At 66.3% G+C, this 15778-nt stretch carries 15 protein-coding genes; 8 read left to right on the forward strand and 7 right to left on the reverse strand.

All coding sequences use genetic code 11. The features are described 5' to 3' along the window. Positions 1-17: 17 nt before the first annotated feature. From lptD to CR919_RS12320, 7 genes are read left to right on the forward strand one after another with little or no spacing between them, the layout of a single operon-like run. On the forward strand, positions 18-2519 hold the full coding sequence (lptD, locus tag CR919_RS12290) for an LPS-assembly protein LptD (protein WP_243380116.1): 2502 nt from the start codon (positions 18-20) through the stop codon (positions 2517-2519). Continuing rightward, the gene (locus CR919_RS12295; RefSeq protein ID WP_099820249.1) at positions 2516-3859 is read left to right on the forward strand and encodes a peptidylprolyl isomerase; all 1344 of its coding nucleotides are present in this window, start codon (positions 2516-2518) and stop codon (positions 3857-3859) included. Before lptD ends, CR919_RS12295 begins: the two co-directional genes overlap by 4 nt. 3 nt (positions 3860-3862) lie before the next feature. Then, on the forward strand, positions 3863-4843 hold the full coding sequence (gene pdxA, locus CR919_RS12300; protein WP_099820250.1) for a 4-hydroxythreonine-4-phosphate dehydrogenase PdxA: 981 nt from the start codon (positions 3863-3865) through the stop codon (positions 4841-4843). Next, entirely contained in the window at positions 4840-5643 is an 804-nt protein-coding gene (gene rsmA, locus CR919_RS12305; RefSeq protein ID WP_099820251.1) for a 16S rRNA (adenine(1518)-N(6)/adenine(1519)-N(6))-dimethyltransferase RsmA, read from the forward strand. Before pdxA ends, rsmA begins: the two co-directional genes overlap by 4 nt. Before the next feature lie 13 nt (positions 5644-5656). Continuing rightward, on the forward strand, positions 5657-6040 hold the full coding sequence (gene apaG / locus CR919_RS12310; RefSeq protein ID WP_025877914.1) for a Co2+/Mg2+ efflux protein ApaG: 384 nt from the start codon (positions 5657-5659) through the stop codon (positions 6038-6040). Positions 6041-6055: 15 nt separating this feature from the next. Further along, positions 6056-7075 (forward strand): symmetrical bis(5'-nucleosyl)-tetraphosphatase, encoded by a 1020-nt coding sequence (locus CR919_RS12315; RefSeq protein WP_099820252.1) that lies wholly within the window; start codon positions 6056-6058, stop codon positions 7073-7075. Further along, complete coding sequence (locus CR919_RS12320) at positions 7072-7716, forward strand: DUF1287 domain-containing protein (RefSeq protein ID WP_099820253.1); 645 nt, start codon at positions 7072-7074, stop codon at positions 7714-7716. The genes CR919_RS12315 and CR919_RS12320 overlap by 4 nt, the downstream gene beginning before the upstream one ends. 93 nt (positions 7717-7809) lie before the next feature. Here CR919_RS12320 and CR919_RS12325 read toward each other — a convergent pair whose 3' ends face one another. The 6 genes from CR919_RS12325 to CR919_RS12350 form a co-directional block, all read right to left on the reverse strand. Beyond that, positions 7810-8301, reverse strand: a complete 492-nt coding sequence (locus CR919_RS12325; protein ID WP_099820254.1) for a dihydrofolate reductase — start codon at positions 8299-8301, stop codon at positions 7810-7812. A gap of 5 nt (positions 8302-8306) precedes the next feature. Then, positions 8307-9101 (reverse strand): thymidylate synthase, encoded by a 795-nt coding sequence (locus CR919_RS12330; protein ID WP_099820255.1) that lies wholly within the window; start codon positions 9099-9101, stop codon positions 8307-8309. Then, positions 9098-9985, reverse strand: a complete 888-nt coding sequence (lgt, locus tag CR919_RS12335) for a prolipoprotein diacylglyceryl transferase (protein WP_099820256.1) — start codon at positions 9983-9985, stop codon at positions 9098-9100. Before lgt ends, CR919_RS12330 begins: the two co-directional genes overlap by 4 nt. Before the next feature lie 84 nt (positions 9986-10069). After that, the gene (locus tag CR919_RS12340; protein ID WP_099820257.1) at positions 10070-10564 is read right to left on the reverse strand and encodes a TPM domain-containing protein; all 495 of its coding nucleotides are present in this window, start codon (positions 10562-10564) and stop codon (positions 10070-10072) included. Beyond that, complete coding sequence (locus CR919_RS12345; RefSeq protein ID WP_099820258.1) at positions 10564-11448, reverse strand: TPM domain-containing protein; 885 nt, start codon at positions 11446-11448, stop codon at positions 10564-10566. The genes CR919_RS12340 and CR919_RS12345 overlap by 1 nt, the downstream gene beginning before the upstream one ends. Positions 11449-11451: 3 nt before the next feature. Then, complete coding sequence (locus tag CR919_RS12350; protein WP_025877902.1) at positions 11452-12072, reverse strand: LemA family protein; 621 nt, start codon at positions 12070-12072, stop codon at positions 11452-11454. Positions 12073-12370: 298 nt separating this feature from the next. On the opposite strand from CR919_RS12350, the gene CR919_RS12355 reads away from it, so the two are divergent. Further along, entirely contained in the window at positions 12371-14443 is a 2073-nt protein-coding gene (locus CR919_RS12355) for a hypothetical protein (protein WP_133119610.1), read from the forward strand. Between the two features lie 95 nt (positions 14444-14538). On the opposite strand, the gene CR919_RS12360 is transcribed toward CR919_RS12355, so the two are convergent. Continuing rightward, positions 14539-15699, reverse strand: a complete 1161-nt coding sequence (locus CR919_RS12360) for an MFS transporter (RefSeq protein WP_099820260.1) — start codon at positions 15697-15699, stop codon at positions 14539-14541. Between the last annotated feature and the right edge of the window lie 79 nt (positions 15700-15778).

Here is a 15778-nt window from a genome sequence, read left to right on the forward strand (position 1 = left end):
GCCCGAATCCGAACCGCGTGCGCCGAGCCCTCCGCCTGCTTCCCCTGCCCCTGAGCATCGCCGTCTGCCTTCCGGCATGGGCTGATGACAAGCCGCTCAACTGGGGCCTTTGCCCGGCCACCGACGTGATCCCTGCGTTCACCGACGCGCCGACGCCGGTGCCCGGCCAGGACAAGGCTGCCGCCAGCGCTGCGCGCGAACAGCAGCCCACCGACATCGAGGGCGACCAGCTGCTGGGCACCACCACCGTGCCGCAGTACCAGGGCAATGTGGCGCTGCGCCGGGGCGACCAGTTCGTCGGTACCGACAAACTCAGTTTCGATACCGAAAGCGGCAACTACGTCGCCGACGGTAATGTCCGCTATCAGGATGCCTCGATCCGGATGGTCGCCAAGCGCGCCGAGGGCAACCAGGAAAGCGACACCCACAAGATCACCGACATCCAGTACCAGCTGGTGTCCCGCCGCGGTAACGGCGAAGCCGAATCGGTCGACCTGCAGGGCGCGGTCGGGCAGATGCACCGCTCCACCTACACCACCTGCGACCCGTCGCAGCCGGTGTGGAAGCTGACCGCCCCGGAAATCGAAGTCGACAACGATGAAGGCTTCGGCACCGCCCGCAACGCGGTGCTGCGGATCGGCAAGGTGCCTGTGCTGTGGGCACCCTACTTCAAGTTCCCGATCGATGACCGGCGCAAGACCGGCCTGCTGTTCCCGCAGCTGGGCATGTCCGGGCGCAACGGTTTCGATTACGCACAGCCGATCTACTTCAACCTGGCGCCGAACTACGACGACACGTTGACCCCGCGCTACATGAGCCGGCGCGGCCTGATGCTCGACAACGAGTTCCGCTACCTCTATGAAGGCGGCCGCGGCGAACTGCTGACCGCGTTCATGCCCAACGACAAGCTGCGCGACCGCGACCGCGGCCGGGTGATGTTCGGCGGCTACCACAACCTCGACGACCACTGGCAGGCCCGCGCCAACCTGGCCTGGGTCAGCGACGAGCGTTACGTGGAAGACTTCGCCAACCGCCTGGTGGGCGTCACCGCCTCGAACCTGCAGAGCACCGTCGGTCTGTACGGCACCGGCAAGAACTGGACGGCCGGCATCATGGCCGACCGCTGGCAGCTGACCGACTACACCCTCAACGAAAGTGCGTTGGCCTACAACCGCCAGCCGCGCCTGTATTTCAACTGGGACAAGCCGCTGCTGCCGTGGCTGGAGACCGGTGTCTACGCCGAGGCCGTGCGCTTCACCCACGACGACATCAACTTCAAGTACGGCGCCGATGCGGGACCCGACCTGCAGTACACCCGCAACGGCAGCCGGCAGACCGACGGCATCGGTGTCAGCGGCGGCTCGCGACTGGACGTGAAGCCGTACGTGTCGTTCCCGATCAGCGGCGCGGCGTGGTATGTCACGCCTACGCTGGCTTACCGCTATACCGCCTACCAGTTGGACCGTGGCCTGGTTGATGGCGTGAACGGCATCCGCGGGCAGATTCTGCGCTCGCAGGGCATCGACCCGAACACCGCCACCCCCGAACAGCTGCGCGGCAATACCTCGCCCAGCCGCAGCCTGCCGATCGCCAGCCTGGATGCCGGCCTGTTCTTCGACCGCGAGACCACCCTCGGCGGCAAGTCGTTCCTGCAGACCCTGGAGCCGCGCCTGTTCTACCTGCGCACGCCCTACCGCAACCAGGACGAGCTGCCGATCTTCGATACCCGCGACTTCACCTTCAGCTGGGGCCAGCTGTTCCGCGATTCTCGCTATACCGGCGCAGATCGCCAGAACGACGCCAACCAGCTGACCCTGGCGCTGGGCACCCGCTTCATCGACCAGACCACCGGCAAGGAACGCTTCTCGGCCTCGATCGGCCAGATCCAGTACTTCGACGAATCGCGGGTGACGGTGGTCCCCGGTGGCGCACCGGTGGAAAAGGGCAAGTCGGCGTGGATCGCCGACGGCAACTACATGATCAACGACCGCTGGACGCTGGGTGCCACCTATCAGTGGGATCCCAAGTACAAGCGCGAGGATCTGGCCAGCGTGCGCGCCCGCTACCTGATGTCCAACGACGGCGTGGTCAACCTGACCTACCGTTACCGCATCAATTCCGGTGCCCCGGCCACCGCCAACAAGCACGACCGCACCCTGCTGGAACAGGCCGACCTGTCGTTCCTGTACCCGCTGAACGAGCGCTGGAGCCTGGTGGGCCGCTATTACTATTCGTTGCAGGACAAGGAACCGCTGGAAATCATCGGTGGCGTACAGTGGGACAGCTGCTGCCTGGCCGTGCGCGCCGTGGCCCGCCGCTACGTACGCAACCGCGAAGGCGAAATGAACAACTCCATCCAGCTCGAGTTCGTGCTCAAGGGCTTGAGCTCCCTCGGCCAGGACACGGACCGCACTTTGCGCCGTGCTATCCTCGGCTACAACCGCGACGACCTCTATCTCGTGCCGCCCAGCAACACCGGAGCGGCCCGCGATGACTACGATCCGAATCAGATCCCATGACCAAGAGCTTCCCCGTTCTCCTCGCATCGCTTCTGGCGGTGTCCAGCGTGTCCGCCCCCCTGCAGGTCATTGCGCAGGAGGCCCAGCCGTTGGACCGCATCGCTGCTGTCGTCGATGAGGACGTGATCCTGCAGAGCGAGCTCCAGCGTGCGATCGCCAACATCAAGGCGCAGTACGCCGGCCGCGAGGCCCAGCTGCCCCCGGATGATGTGCTCAGCCGCCAGGTGCTGGAGCGCCTGGTGCTGGTCAAGCTGCAGGTGGCCCGCGCCCAGGGCAGCGGCATCCGCGTCAGCGACCAGGAACTGACCCAAGCGATGAACGCCATCGCCCAGCAGAATGGTTCGACCCTGGATGCCCTGCGTCAGCGCCTGGCCCATGACGGCATCGACTTCAACGATTTCCGCGCCTCGGTGCGTGACGAGATCACCGTGCAGCGCCTGCGCCAGAGCTTTGCGCAGAGCCGCATCAGCGTCAGCGAAGGCGAGGTCGATGCGGCCCTGAAGCAGCAGGCCGACGCCGGCAACCAGTTCCACCTGGCACACATCCTGGTCGCCCTGCCCGATGGCGCCAGCGCCGAGCAGATCGCCACCGGCCAGAAGAAGGCCGACGGCGTGAAGGCATTGCTGGACAAGGGCGAACTGGACTTCAATGCGGCGGCCGTGCGTTATTCCGACAGCCCCAATGCACTGGAAGGCGGCGACCTCGGCTGGCGCACCCTGGATGAAATCCCGGCGGCGTTCGCACAGACGATGCAGCAGATGAAGCCCGGCGAAGTGGTCGGTCCGATCCGCGGCCCGAGCGGCTTCCAGCTGCTGAAGCTGGTGGAAGTGCGTGACGCCAGCGCGGCGGCAGGCACCCACACCGTCACCGAGTACCACGGCCGCCATATCCTGGTGCGCGTGGACGATGCCCAGTCCGACGCGGCCGCCAAGGCCAAGATCGACACCCTGCGCGCCCGCATTGCCGGCGGTGCCGACTTCCAGCAGGTGGCCAAGGAATCGTCCGAGGACACCAACAGCAAGGGCCAGGGCGGCGATCTGGGCTGGTTCCCGGCCGATGCGTTCGGCCCGGCCTTCGGCCAGCAGGTGGCAGGCATCCAGGACGGCGGCGTCAGCCAGCCGTTCCGCACCGATGCGGGCTGGCACATCGTGCAGCGCGTAGGCACCCGCCAGACCGACGTCGGCAGCGACAACCAGCGCGCCCAGGTCCGCGAGACCATCGGCCGCCGCAAGCTGGAAGACGAATACAACCGCTTCCTGCAGGAACTGCGTGGCGAAGCCTACGTCAGCTTCCGCAGCGGTGACCGGGCGGAAAATACCGCCACGCCGCCGCAGTCCTGAGCCATGCTCCCCGAGCTCGCTCTGGTACCGGGCGAGCCCGCCGGGATCGGCCCGGAGCTGTGTGTTCGACTGGTCCAGCAGCCGCGCGATGATTGCCGGCTGCTGGCATTCGCCGATCCGGACACCCTGCGCGCGGCCGCTGCCGCGCTGAACCTGCCCCTGCAACTGCTGCCCGAGGACGCGCATGCCCGCGTCCCCGGCGACCTGCGCCTGCGCGCCGTCGCCAACAGCGCCCCCAGCCGTTTCGGCCATGCCGACCCTGCCAACGCAGGCGCGGTGATCGGCGCCCTGCTGGGTGCCGGCCAGGCCTGCCTGTCCGGTGAACTGCACGGCGTGGTGACCGGCCCGGTGCACAAGGCGGTGATCAACCAGGGCGGCATCGCCTACAGCGGCACCACGGAACTGCTGGCCGACCAGGCCGGAGTGAAGGTGGTGATGATGCTGGCCAACGACATCGTCCGCGTGGCCCTGGCCACCACCCACCTGCCGCTGCGCGAGGTCGCCGATGCGATCACCGCGCCCGGTCTGGAACATACCCTGCGCACCGTGCATGCCGCGCTGCGCCGCGAGTTCGGCCTGGCCGCACCGCGCATCGCCGTGCTGGGCCTGAACCCGCACGCAGGCGAAGACGGCCACCTCGGTCGCGAGGAACTGGATCTGGTCATCCCGCTGCTGCAGCGCCTGCGCAGCGAGGGCATGGACCTGATCGGTCCGCTGCCGGCCGATACCGCGTTCCTGCCGGCCAAGCTGGCCGGCTTCGACACCGTGCTGGCGATGTACCACGACCAGGGCCTGCCGGTGCTGAAGTACTCCGGCTTCGAGCAGGCGGTGAACCTGACCCTGGGCCTGCCCTACCCGCGCGTGGCGGTCGACCACGGCACCGCGCTGGATCTTGCCGGCCGCGGCATTGCCGATCCTTCCAGCCTGCAGGCCGCCACAACGCTGTGTGCGCGGCTGGCACGGCAACGTACACTGAGCACATGACTTCCCCGCATTCCCCCTCCGGCCCGGTGTTTTCCGCCCCGGCCAAGAAGCAGCTCGGCCAGCACTTCCTTGCCGACCGCTACTACATCGACAAGATCGTGATGGCGGTCAATCCCAGCGACGGCGACCGCCTGGTCGAGATCGGCCCGGGCCAGGGTGCGATCACCCTGCCGCTGCTGCGCGTGCACCCGAAGATGACGGTGATCGAGTTCGACCGCGACCTGATCGCGCCGTTGACCGCCGCCGCCGAACCGCTGGGCGAGCTGACCATCGTCAACCGCGACGTGCTGCGGGTGGACTTCACCGAGCTGGCCGATGGGCAGCCGATCCGCCTGGTCGGCAACCTGCCCTACAACATCTCCTCGCCGATCCTGTTCCACGCGCTGGAACACGCTGCGGTGATTTCCGACATGCACTTCATGCTGCAGAAGGAAGTGGTCGATCGCATGGCCGCCGGTCCCGGCAGCAAGGTGTTCGGCCGCCTCAGCGTGATGCTGCAGGCCTACTGCGAGGTGACCTCGCTGTTCGTGGTGCCGCCGGGTGCGTTCAGGCCGCCGCCGAAGGTCGACTCGGCCGTGGTGCGGCTGATACCGCGCGATCCGGCCACGATCAACATCAAGAACCACAAGCGCTTCGCCGACGTGGTCAGGGCCGCCTTCGGCCAACGCCGCAAGACCCTGCGCAATGCCCTGAACAACGTGGTCAGCGCCGAGCAGTTCGTGGCCGCCGGCGTGCGTCCCGACGCCCGCGCCGAACAGCTGGACGTGGCTGAATTCATCGCTTTGGCCAATGCCACCTGATTACACTGCCGGTATGGAAGACGCTGACGTTTATGCCATCTCCGTCGAAGTCGCCCCGCGCTTCCTCGACGACCAATCCGCACCGGAAGACGGTCGCTATGCGTTCGCCTATACGATCCGCATCCACAACCAGGGCCGCGTTGCCGCCCGCCTGGTCGCACGCCATTGGCGCATCACCGATGCCAACGGCCGCGTCGAGCATGTCGATGGCGATGGCGTGATCGGCGAACAGCCGCGCCTGCGTCCGGGTGAAGACTTCCATTACACCTCAGGTGTCATGCTCGGCACCGAGCACGGCACGATGCAGGGCCATTACGACATGGTGGCCGACGATGGCACCGAATTCGCCGCGCCGGTCGCACCCTTCGTGCTGGCCATCCCGCGCACCCTGCACTGACACGGAGGCCGAACGATGAGTGTATGGGCGATCGGCGACCTGCAAGGCTGCTATGACGTAACCCAGCGCCTGCTGGAAAAGATCCGCTTCGATCCGGCGCAGGACACCCTGTGGTTCTGCGGCGACCTGGTCAACCGCGGCGGACAGTCGCTGGAAACGCTGCGGCTGGTGCATTCGCTGCGCGAACACAGCGTGGTGGTGCTCGGCAACCACGACCTTTCGCTGCTGGCCGTCGGTGCGCGCACCGAAGAGGAACAGCGCAAGGTCAACCCGGACCTGCTGCGTATCGTCCAGGCCGAAGACCGTGACGTGCTGCTGGACTGGCTGCGGCTGCAGAAGCTGGTGCACGTGGACCGTGAGCTTGGCTGGATGATGGTGCATGCCGGCCTGGCCCCGAAGTGGACCACGCAGATGGCCGAGAAGCATGCGGCCGAAGTGGAAGTGCAGCTGCATGGCGCCGGCTACCGCAAGCTGTTCCGCAACATGTACGGCGACAAGCCCAGCTGGGCGCCGAACCTGACCGGCTACGAGCGCTCGCGGGCAATCATCAACGTGCTCACGCGCATGCGCTACTGCACCTCGCGCGGCCGTATCGGCATCGAGGACAAGGGCACGCCGGGCACCCAGGAACAGGGGCTGTATCCCTGGTTCGAAGTGCCGGGCCGGGTCGAGCGCGACCTGAAGGTGGTCTGTGGCCACTGGTCTGCGCTGGGCCTGACCATCACCCAGGGCATCCACGCGATCGACACCGGCGCCGTGTGGGGCGGCAAGCTCACCGCGATCCAGCTCGACACCGATGAACTGCGTGTGGTGCAGGTCCCGGGACGTGACGTGCCGGCACCGGTCGCCAACGCACGGCCGCCTGCGCGGCCCGCACATGAGCGCACCGCAGGGCAAGGCAAGGACGGTGGCCAGGGCAACGGCAACGCTGCAACGGCTGGCGCCCCCGGCAACCGTGGTCCGCGCCGCCGCCGCCGCCGTGGTGGTGGTGGTGGTGGTGGCGGCAACAACAACGGCGCGCCTCCTTCGGCATGAAGCCAGGCAACCGCGCACCATGGACGGTGCTGCTGCTGACGCTGGCCCTGGCCAGCGGCTGCCAGCCCTCGTCGTCGCCAGCGACCGTCGGCGACGACAATGCCACCGCCCCTGCACCGGCTCCCACACCTTCTCCACCGTTGGTCGCTGCCGCGCGCGCGCAGATCGGCGTCACCACCCGCTACGACCCGGCCTATCAGGTGCTGGCCTACCCCGGTGGCGACGTGCCCGCTGATCGCGGCGTATGCACCGACGTAGTGGTCCGCGCCCTGCGTACGCAAGGGCTGGACCTGCAGGTCCGCGTGAACGAAGACATGCGCGCTGATTTCAGCGCCTATCCGGCGCTGTGGGGGCTGTCACGACCGGATCGGAACATCGACCATCGGCGCGTGCCCAACCTGATGCGCTGGTTTGATCGCCAGGGTTGGCAGCAGCCGATCAGTGACCGCGGCAACGACTTCGCTGCCGGCGACATCGTGGCCTGGAAGCTCAACGGCAACGGCCTGCTGCACGTGGGCATCGTCTCCGACCGGCGCCTGGCCGACGGCACGCCGCTGGTGCTGCACAACATCGCGCGGGGCACGCGGGAAGAAAACCTGCTGTTCCAGCACGCGATCATCGGGCACTACCGGATGCCGTGAGTGAGGCGGTGCTGTAGAGCCGAGCCATGCTCGGCTGCGATTTGTGTCCGCCAAAAGCAGCCGAGCATGGCTCGGCTCTACAGGACTCCGCGCTCAGCGGCGCACGTAATGCACGAAGCGGAACGCGTAGGCATGGCGTTCGTCAGCCGGGTGCGGCTCGCTGCTCGCTTCCTGCCAGTCCTGCGCGTCCACCTCGGGGAAGTGGGTGTCGGCCGGCACTTCGGCATCGACCCAGGTCAGGTACAGATCGCTGGCCTGGTCCAGCAGCTGATGGAAGATCTCGCCACCGCCGATGATGCACAGTTCGCTGGCGCCCTCGCCTTGTGCAATCGCTTTCGCCTCGTCCAGCGAGGCCACCGCACGCATGCCCTCGAACGGCACCTGGCCGCTGCGGGTCAGCACCAGGTTGGTCCGACCCGGCAGCACGCGGCCGATCGATTCGGCGGTCCTGCGTCCCATCAGGATCGGCTTGCCCAAGGTCAGCGCCTTGAAGTGCCTGAAGTCGTCCGGCAGGTGCCAGGGCATGGCATTGCCCTGGCCGATGCCGCGATTGCGATCCAGCGCCACCACCATCGACAGCTTCATCGTACTCACACCGCCACCGGCGCCTTGATCGCCGGATGCGGATCGTAGCCGTCGATGCGGATGTCATCGAACTGGAAGCCGAACAGATCGGTCACTCCCGGGTTCAACCACAGCGTCGGCAGCGCGCGCGGTTCACGCGACAACTGCTCGCGGGCCTGCTCGAAGTGGTTCGAATACAGGTGCGCATCGCCCAGCGTGTGCACGAAATCGCCCACGCCCAGGCCGGTGGCCTGCGCCACCATGTGGGTCAGCAGTGCGTAGCTGGCGATGTTGAACGGTACGCCGAGGAAGATGTCGCCACTGCGCTGGTACAGCTGGCAGCTGAGCTTGCCGTCCACCACATAGAACTGGAACAGGTTGTGGCACGGCATCAGCGCCATCTGCGAGAGCTCGCCCACGTTCCAGGCACTGACCACCAGCCGCCGCGAATCCGGGTTGCGCTTGATCTCCTCCACCAGCCACTGCATCTGGTCGATGCTGCCGCCGTCGGCCGTGGCCCAGCTGCGCCACTGCTTGCCGTACACCGGGCCGAGGTCACCGTTGTCGTCGGCCCACTCGTCCCAGATACGCACCTGGTTGTCCTTGAGGTAACCGATGTTGGTATCGCCCTTCAGGAACCACAGCAGCTCGTGGATGATCGAGCGCAGGTGCAGCTTCTTGGTGGTGACCAGCGGAAAGCCGTCGTTGAGGTTGAAGCGCATCTGCCAGCCGAACACGCTGCGGGTGCCGGTGCCGGTGCGGTCGCTCTTCTCCGCGCCGTGTTCAAGCACGTGCGAGAGCAGGTCCAGGTAGGCCTTCATGCCTTGCCCTCCGCCACCACCAGCGGCTGCGGCTGCAGCACCGGCGCGCGGCGCGACATCACCAGCAGCACCAGCCCGAAGGCGATCAGCGGCACGCACAGGATCTGGCCCTTGGTCAGCCAGCCGAAGGCCACATAGACGCCGTTGTCGGGCATGCGCACGAACTCCACGGCGAAGCGGAAGATGCCGTACAGCAGCGCGAACAGGCCGCCGATGAGATAGCGATGGCGCGGCTTGGCCGACACCGTCCACAACACCACGAACATCACCAGCCCTTCCAGCAGCGCTTCATACAGCTGCGACGGGTGGCGGGCGAACGGGTTGAGCGCACCGCTGGCGAACTGCGACTGCAGGGTGGCGTGGTCGAGCTGGTTCAGCGGTGCCGGCAGGCCGGACGGGAACACCACGCCCCAGCTGCCGTCGGTGTACTTGCCCCACAGCTCGGCGCCGATGAAGTTGCCGATGCGGCCAAAGCCCAGGCCCAGCGGCACCAGCGGCGCCATGAAATCCATGGTGTCGAAGAAGTGCAGCGCGTGCTTGCGCGACCACCACCAGCAGGCGGCGATCACACCCAGCAGGCCACCGTGGAAGCTCATGCCGCCGTCCCACACCTTGAACAGCAGCAGCGGGTTATGCAGGAAATCACCCAGCGCATAGAACAGCATGTAGCCGATGCGCCCGCCCAGCACCACGCCGAGCATGGCGTAGAACAGCAGGTCGGAGAAGCCGTTGGCATCGACCCCCGGCAGGCGCCTGTCGGCGATGCGCTTGCGCCCCAGCAGCCAGGCGGCAGTGAAGCCGAGCAGGTACATGATGCCGTACCAGTGCACCTTGATCGGTCCCAACGAAAGGGCGATGGGGTCGATGTCGTGGAAATAGATCATGAAGGGCGCCTTGCAGGGATGCCGATATTCTAGCGCCGCCCGGGAGCGGCCTCGCGGCGGCCCCGGTCACGCGATTGCCAGGCTTCAGCCCAGGATCTGCGGCGTGTCCGGCAGGCCGTCCTGATCGGACCGCGCCGACGCCGGAAAGTGCCCTTCCAGCAGGGTGGAAACCTCATCGATGGCATCGCGCAGCGCCGCCACCGGCTGGGAGCCGCGCAGGCCCTCGCGCAGGTGGGTACAGACCCGCTGCCATTGCTCGGGCGCGACCCGCCCCTGCAGGCCGCGGTCGGCGACGATCTCGATGGCATGGTCGGCCAGCAGCAGGTAGATCAGCACGCCGTTGTTGTGCGCGGTATCCCAGGTGCGCAGGCGGGCGAACGCATGCTCGGCCGCCTGCCGCGGGGTGACCTTGTGCCACAGCGCGTGCAGCGGCAGATCGGCCTCGACGGCGAACATCACCTGGCCGCCATGGCGCCGCTCGCCCGCGGCGATCGCCTCGGTGATCGCCTGCAGCGTGGCCGGCGGAAACGCCCGGCGTACCGATGGCGAAAACAGATGCCTGCACAGACGTTGGATCATCACCAGCCCCCCGACGCGCCGCCGCCGCCGGAACGGCCACCGCCGCCACCCCAGCCGCCGCCACCGCCAAATCCGCCACCGCCGCCGAAGCCGCCACCGCCCCAACTGCCTCCACCCCAGCCGCCACCGCCGGCGAAGCGCCCCGGATGGCCGGACAGCATCGCCACCACCAGGCCAACCACGCCGGCCAGGCCACTGGCCAGCAGCGTGGAGGTGAACAGGAAGGCAGCAACGGCCGCACCGGCGCCCCCCAGCAGGCCGCGCAGCGGACGCGGTACGCGTGAGAACACGCCACGCAGGATGCTGCCGGCGAACACGCCGATGAACAGCGCCAGGAACCAGGTATCGCCGCCGCCCTCGGGCGCACGCCCCTGCTGGCTGCTGACCGGCGCCGGCAGCGGTTCGCCGTCGATGATCTTCACCAGCATCGCCGTGGCGTCGGTGATGCCACCGGCATAGTCATTGGCGCGGAAACGTGGCACCAGGTACTCCTGGATCACCCGGTTGGCGATCGCATCGGGAATCGCGCCCTCCAGGCCATAACCCGGTTCGATGCGCACCCGCCGATCGTCCTTGGCCACCACCAGCAGCACGCCGTCATCCACGCCCTTGCGGCCGATCTGCCACTGGTCGAACACGCGGGTGGTGTACTGGGCGATGTCTTCCGGCTGCGTGGTCGGCACCACCAGCACCTGCATCTGGCTGCCCTTGCGCTGCTGCAGGTCCAGCGCCTGCTGCACCAGCGCCTGCTTCTGAGCGGCATCCAGGGTGCCGGTGGTATCGACCACCGGCGAATCCAGCGCCGGGATCGGCGCCAGCGTCTGCGCCTGCACGGCCAACGGCAGCCACAGCAACAGGGCCAGCAGCGTGGTCGCCAAGCGCATCGGTCAGTGGCCCGGGGCCGGGGCGGGCTGCTGCTGCGGCGCGTTGCCGAAATCAACCGCCGGCGCGTTGGAGATCTGCGCTTCGTTTTCCACGGTGAAGTTCGGCTTGGGCTGGTAGCCGAAGATCTTCGCGGTGATCAGCTGCGGGAACGAGCGGATGTAGGTGTTGTAGTCCTGCACCTGCTGGATGTAGCGGCCACGGGCGACGGTGATGCGGTTCTCGGTACCTTCCAGCTGCGCCTGCAGATCGCGGAAGTTCTGGTCGGACTTGAGCACCGGGTAGTTCTCGGTGACCACCAGCAGGCGCGACAGCGCGCTGCCGAGTTCGCCCTGGGCCTGCTGGAACTGCTTGAGCGAGGCTTCATCGTCGGCGTTGACGTTGATCTGGCCAACGCGCGAGCGGGCATTGGTGACTTCGGTCAGCACGCGCTCTTCCTGGCTGGCGAAACCCTTCACGGTCTGCACCAGGTTCGGCACCAGGTCGGCGCGGCGCTTGTACTGGTTGAGCACTTCGGACCAGCTGGCCTTGACCGCTTCGTCCTTCTGCTGGATGGCGTTGTAGCCGCAGCCGGACAGCAGGGAGGCCAGCAGCAACAGGGGAATGAGGCGGGTCAACAGGCGCATGGCCAAGGCTCCGGGTGGACTGAGCGTCGAGCATGCCATGGTCGGTGTTAACGGGCGTGTGGAGATGAACAGAACTCCGGCAGGGCCAACTGGCCCAAGCCTGCAGGGCGCTGATGACTAGGATCTGGCGCATTGCCTGGGCCGCGTCAGCGCACCAGCGCCGGGCCTGGGGGCCGCTCTGCTCTGGGCTTGCGCCTTCCGCCAGCACGGTCCCACTGGCAGGTCAGTTACGGGCTCATTTCGTACTTGTTGCATGGCCCTCACAAATTACGCATCTGATAGTGCACGGATCTCGCACTTGAACCGCCCGAGCTCCCCAGATGCAGCGGCCATCGGCCGGGAAATGGACATCGACCTCATCATGCAGAATCATTTTTTAAAAGCAGCGGTCATCGCTCTGATCATGCCTTCGGCTTGCGCCCGGCCGACCCCGGATCCCACACGGGATGCTCCGACGCCTGCGCCTGTCCTCACCACGCCAGCCGATGCCCAGACCCGGGACATGGTGCTTCACGTAGGGCGTGACAGTTACACGGGCAAGGCCTACATCGTGTCTGCGTCCACGCAGGAGGTCAGCACGGCGCTTCGCGCGCGAGGTTACTTTTCCAGATCATTTCACCAGAGGGGTGACACTCAACCTATCCTGGGGGACATGGAGCGGGATTGGGTGAAGGTCTACGGGCACTTCCATCCGGAGAAAAGTGCAATCGCGTTCGCGCAGAATCTTGCTGCGATTGATGCTGCGGCAGCGGCTGGCGTCATCGCTCCGGAAGAAAAATCCCGCTGGCGTGCCCAAGTGGAACAGCTGTCTCCATCCGATCTCGACTCCGCAGCCGCCGCGTTCACTGATCTGGCCGTGAAGCGGCTGACGTTTTCCAGCTCCTACATTGACACCGCACAACGCAGATCAGGCGACAAGCACGTTGTTTTGATCGACCTGACGGATCTGACAGGCGCTCCTTCGCAGACGCTGCTCTGGTATGCAGAGAGGCGACAGGGGGAGCGCCGTGTCAAATGGAAAGCCTTCGCGTCCATTCCCGGGGTAACCGCTGTCCCCTACCCGCACTGGGAAACCCAACTGGTCACAGAGAACGACGCCAGCCAGGAGTTCTCAGCCGAGGTGCAGACGCTGGTATCGACCCTCCCAGTCGGCCCCGAAGCTTCATTGGATGCCATCTCGCATCTATTCAAGTCAATCGATGAGGCGCCGGTACGGCGCATCGCCGCGCGCCCGCCGATGGACGGCGAGAAGATGTCATTGCAGTGGCACCCCATCCAGGGAATTCAACCCGGCAGCAACGCCGGCCAGATTCGTCCGCTGTCCGATGACCAGTTCCATATCGCGCCAGGACGCGAGGGCGCCGATGGCTTCCTCGCCGCAGCCACCACCAGTTCTTACGGTTACATCGTCGCGAAGAAAGATGGGGGCGTTGTGGCTCGGCCGATTGGCGGAGCCCAGCCGATCATCGAGACGAGGGTCGACCGACAGGGACGCCTATGGGCTCTGACAGCGGTCCGGCCAAGCCTGACGCAACAGGTTCTCACTTCCTGTCCAGTACGGATCAGCGGTAATGAGGTGGGTTCGAGCCAAAGCAATCGTTGCATGCAGAGCACCCTGGCTCCCGGATGGCAGCTCGACGTCAAGGGCAACTCTTATCTCTACTCGGAATCTCATATGGCAACAGAGGCCCGCTTTCCTGAGCGAATCATGGAAACAAGATCAGGAGAATCCGTGGAGATGAAGTGGCTTTGGAAAGACAGATCCGCGTTGACCCGGCGCGTATTCGGCAACCTGCACTCCTGTTCCAAGGAGCCCGCACCTGACCTGGGTGACGGACTTTTCTGGTTTACCAGCTGCGGCTTGGTAGGTGTTTCGCCCGCGTCAGGCGATGCAGTCAAGAGCTTTCCTGTAACGCTGGCAAACCAAGAGCGCGCGGTGTTCGGGAGCGCCGCTGGTGACTGGGTCGTCGCAGAAGCAATTGATCCAATCGACCTGAAGAGCCTTTTCCGGGTCCATCGTCTTTCCAGCGGGAAAACGGCCTTTGAGATGGCACGAAGATCCGGCACTTACGCACTGGCACGCACGGCTCATGGCAGGCTGCTCGCGATGACGGTCACAGGAGATTCGCAAGGGCGATACGTCGATGTCTGGCGCATGGAATCCGGCGAGCACGCCTCACGCCTTGCCATTCCAGAAGGAATCACCATCAAATCCCTCGCATTCAATCGAGCCGGGACCGAGCTCTGGATTCATGCAGATCGTCTCGCCGACAATGAATCAGGCGTACTCATCTGGACAATACCGGGGTCATTGCAGGACGTCGCTGACGACAGCTGGGGACCTGAAGAGGCCGTGATCGAGAAACGCTGAGGAATCAAGTTCCACCTCGTATTGGTCTCAAAGTCGTCCAGAGCCAGTTTGGCTCTGGACGTTGCGTCGGAGGGCACGCGGCCCATCCTCCACCCTCAGCAGGCTTCGGCCACCGCAGTGCGGCTGCGCCCCAGCCACGCCAGCAGCAGCGCCGACGCCGCCAGCAGGCCACCGGCCACCGGAATCGCGGCGTAGCCCAGCCCCAGGCTGATCACCGCACCACCCAGCGCCGCGCCAAGTGCATTGCCCAGGTTGAACGCACCGACGTTGATCGACGACGCCAATCCCGGCGCCTCGCTGGCGGCCTGCATCACCCGGATCTGCAGCGGCGGCACGATGGCGAAGGTTGCCGCGCCGAACAGCAACACGCCAAGCGCTGCGGTCGCGTGGCTCATGAAGGCCAGCGGCAGCACGAACATCAGCACCGCCAGGATGGCCAGCAAAATGCGCGTGGCGCCGTCCAGCGACCAGTCGGCCATGCGTCCACCGATGCCGTTACCGAAGGTGAAACCAATACCGATCAGTGCCAGCGACAACGCGATGAAGGCATTCGACGCGCCGGTCAGCTCGGTCAACACCGGCGCCACGTAGGTGTAGAGGGTGAACATCGCGCCTGCGCCCAGCACCGTGGTCGCCATCGCCAGCAGCACCTGCGGCTGCATGATCGATTTCAGTTCACGTCGAACATCCGGGCGTGCACCTGCGGCCGACGGCGGCAGCGCCATCGCCAACGCGGTGATCGCCACCACGCCGAGTACGGCAGTGCCGGCAAAGGCCAGGCGCCACCCCAGCTGCTGGCCGACCCAGGTCGCCAGCGGTACGCCGCCGATGTTGGCGATGGTCAGGCCCATGAACATCGTTGCCACTGCTGCCGCCTGCTTCTCCTTGGGCACCAGACTGGCGGCGACCACCGCGCCGATGCCGAAGAACGCGCCGTGATTGAGGCTGGTCACCAGCCGCGACAGCAACAGCAGGCCGTAGTTCGGGGCCAGCGCCGACAGCACGTTGCCGACCACGAAGATCGACATCAGCAGCATCAGCGCGGTGCGCTTGCCGAAGCGTCCCATCAGCAGGGTCATCACCGGCGCGCCCAGCATCACGCCCACCGCGTAGGCGGTGATCAGCATGCCGGCAGTGGGGATGCTGACCCCCACCCCGCTGGCGATGACCGGCAACAGGCCCATCGGGGTGAACTCGGTGGTGCCAATGGCGAAGGCGCCGACGGCGAGTGCCAGCAAAGCGGCTCTGGAATTCATGGGGGTTGCCTGCGTGGGGCAGGCCCTGTGGAAAATGAGCGCGTAGCCTGCGCGCTTTGCCGCCCGAGAGTAAGCCTCG

The organism is Stenotrophomonas sp. LMG 10879, from assembly GCF_002750935.1.
GTDB classification, from domain to species: Bacteria; Pseudomonadota; Gammaproteobacteria; order Xanthomonadales; family Xanthomonadaceae; genus Stenotrophomonas; species Stenotrophomonas lactitubi_B.

Bases quoted from the DNA above. Each gene is read 5' to 3' on its own strand.
- CR919_RS12350 (WP_025877902.1), bottom strand. From the start codon at position 12,072: ATGCGCCTGTTGACCCGCCTCATTCCCCTGTTGCTGCTGGCCTCCCTG.
- apaG (WP_025877914.1), top strand. From the start codon at position 5,657: ATGGAAGACGCTGACGTTTATGCCATCTCCGTCGAAGTCGCCCCGCGC.
- pdxA (WP_099820250.1), top strand. From the start codon at position 3,863: ATGCTCCCCGAGCTCGCTCTGGTACCGGGCGAGCCCGCCGGGATCGGC.
- CR919_RS12325 (WP_099820254.1), bottom strand. From the start codon at position 8,301: ATGAAGCTGTCGATGGTGGTGGCGCTGGATCGCAATCGCGGCATCGGC.
- CR919_RS12295 (WP_099820249.1), top strand. From the start codon at position 2,516: ATGACCAAGAGCTTCCCCGTTCTCCTCGCATCGCTTCTGGCGGTGTCC.
- CR919_RS12340 (WP_099820257.1), bottom strand. From the start codon at position 10,564: ATGATCCAACGTCTGTGCAGGCATCTGTTTTCGCCATCGGTACGCCGG.
- rsmA (WP_099820251.1), top strand. From the start codon at position 4,840: ATGACTTCCCCGCATTCCCCCTCCGGCCCGGTGTTTTCCGCCCCGGCC.
- CR919_RS12345 (WP_099820258.1), bottom strand. From the start codon at position 11,448: ATGCGCTTGGCGACCACGCTGCTGGCCCTGTTGCTGTGGCTGCCGTTG.
- CR919_RS12330 (WP_099820255.1), bottom strand. From the start codon at position 9,101: ATGAAGGCCTACCTGGACCTGCTCTCGCACGTGCTTGAACACGGCGCG.
- lgt (WP_099820256.1), bottom strand. From the start codon at position 9,985: ATGATCTATTTCCACGACATCGACCCCATCGCCCTTTCGTTGGGACCG.
- CR919_RS12360 (WP_099820260.1), bottom strand. From the start codon at position 15,699: ATGAATTCCAGAGCCGCTTTGCTGGCACTCGCCGTCGGCGCCTTCGCC.
- CR919_RS12320 (WP_099820253.1), top strand. From the start codon at position 7,072: ATGAAGCCAGGCAACCGCGCACCATGGACGGTGCTGCTGCTGACGCTG.
- CR919_RS12315 (WP_099820252.1), top strand. From the start codon at position 6,056: ATGAGTGTATGGGCGATCGGCGACCTGCAAGGCTGCTATGACGTAACC.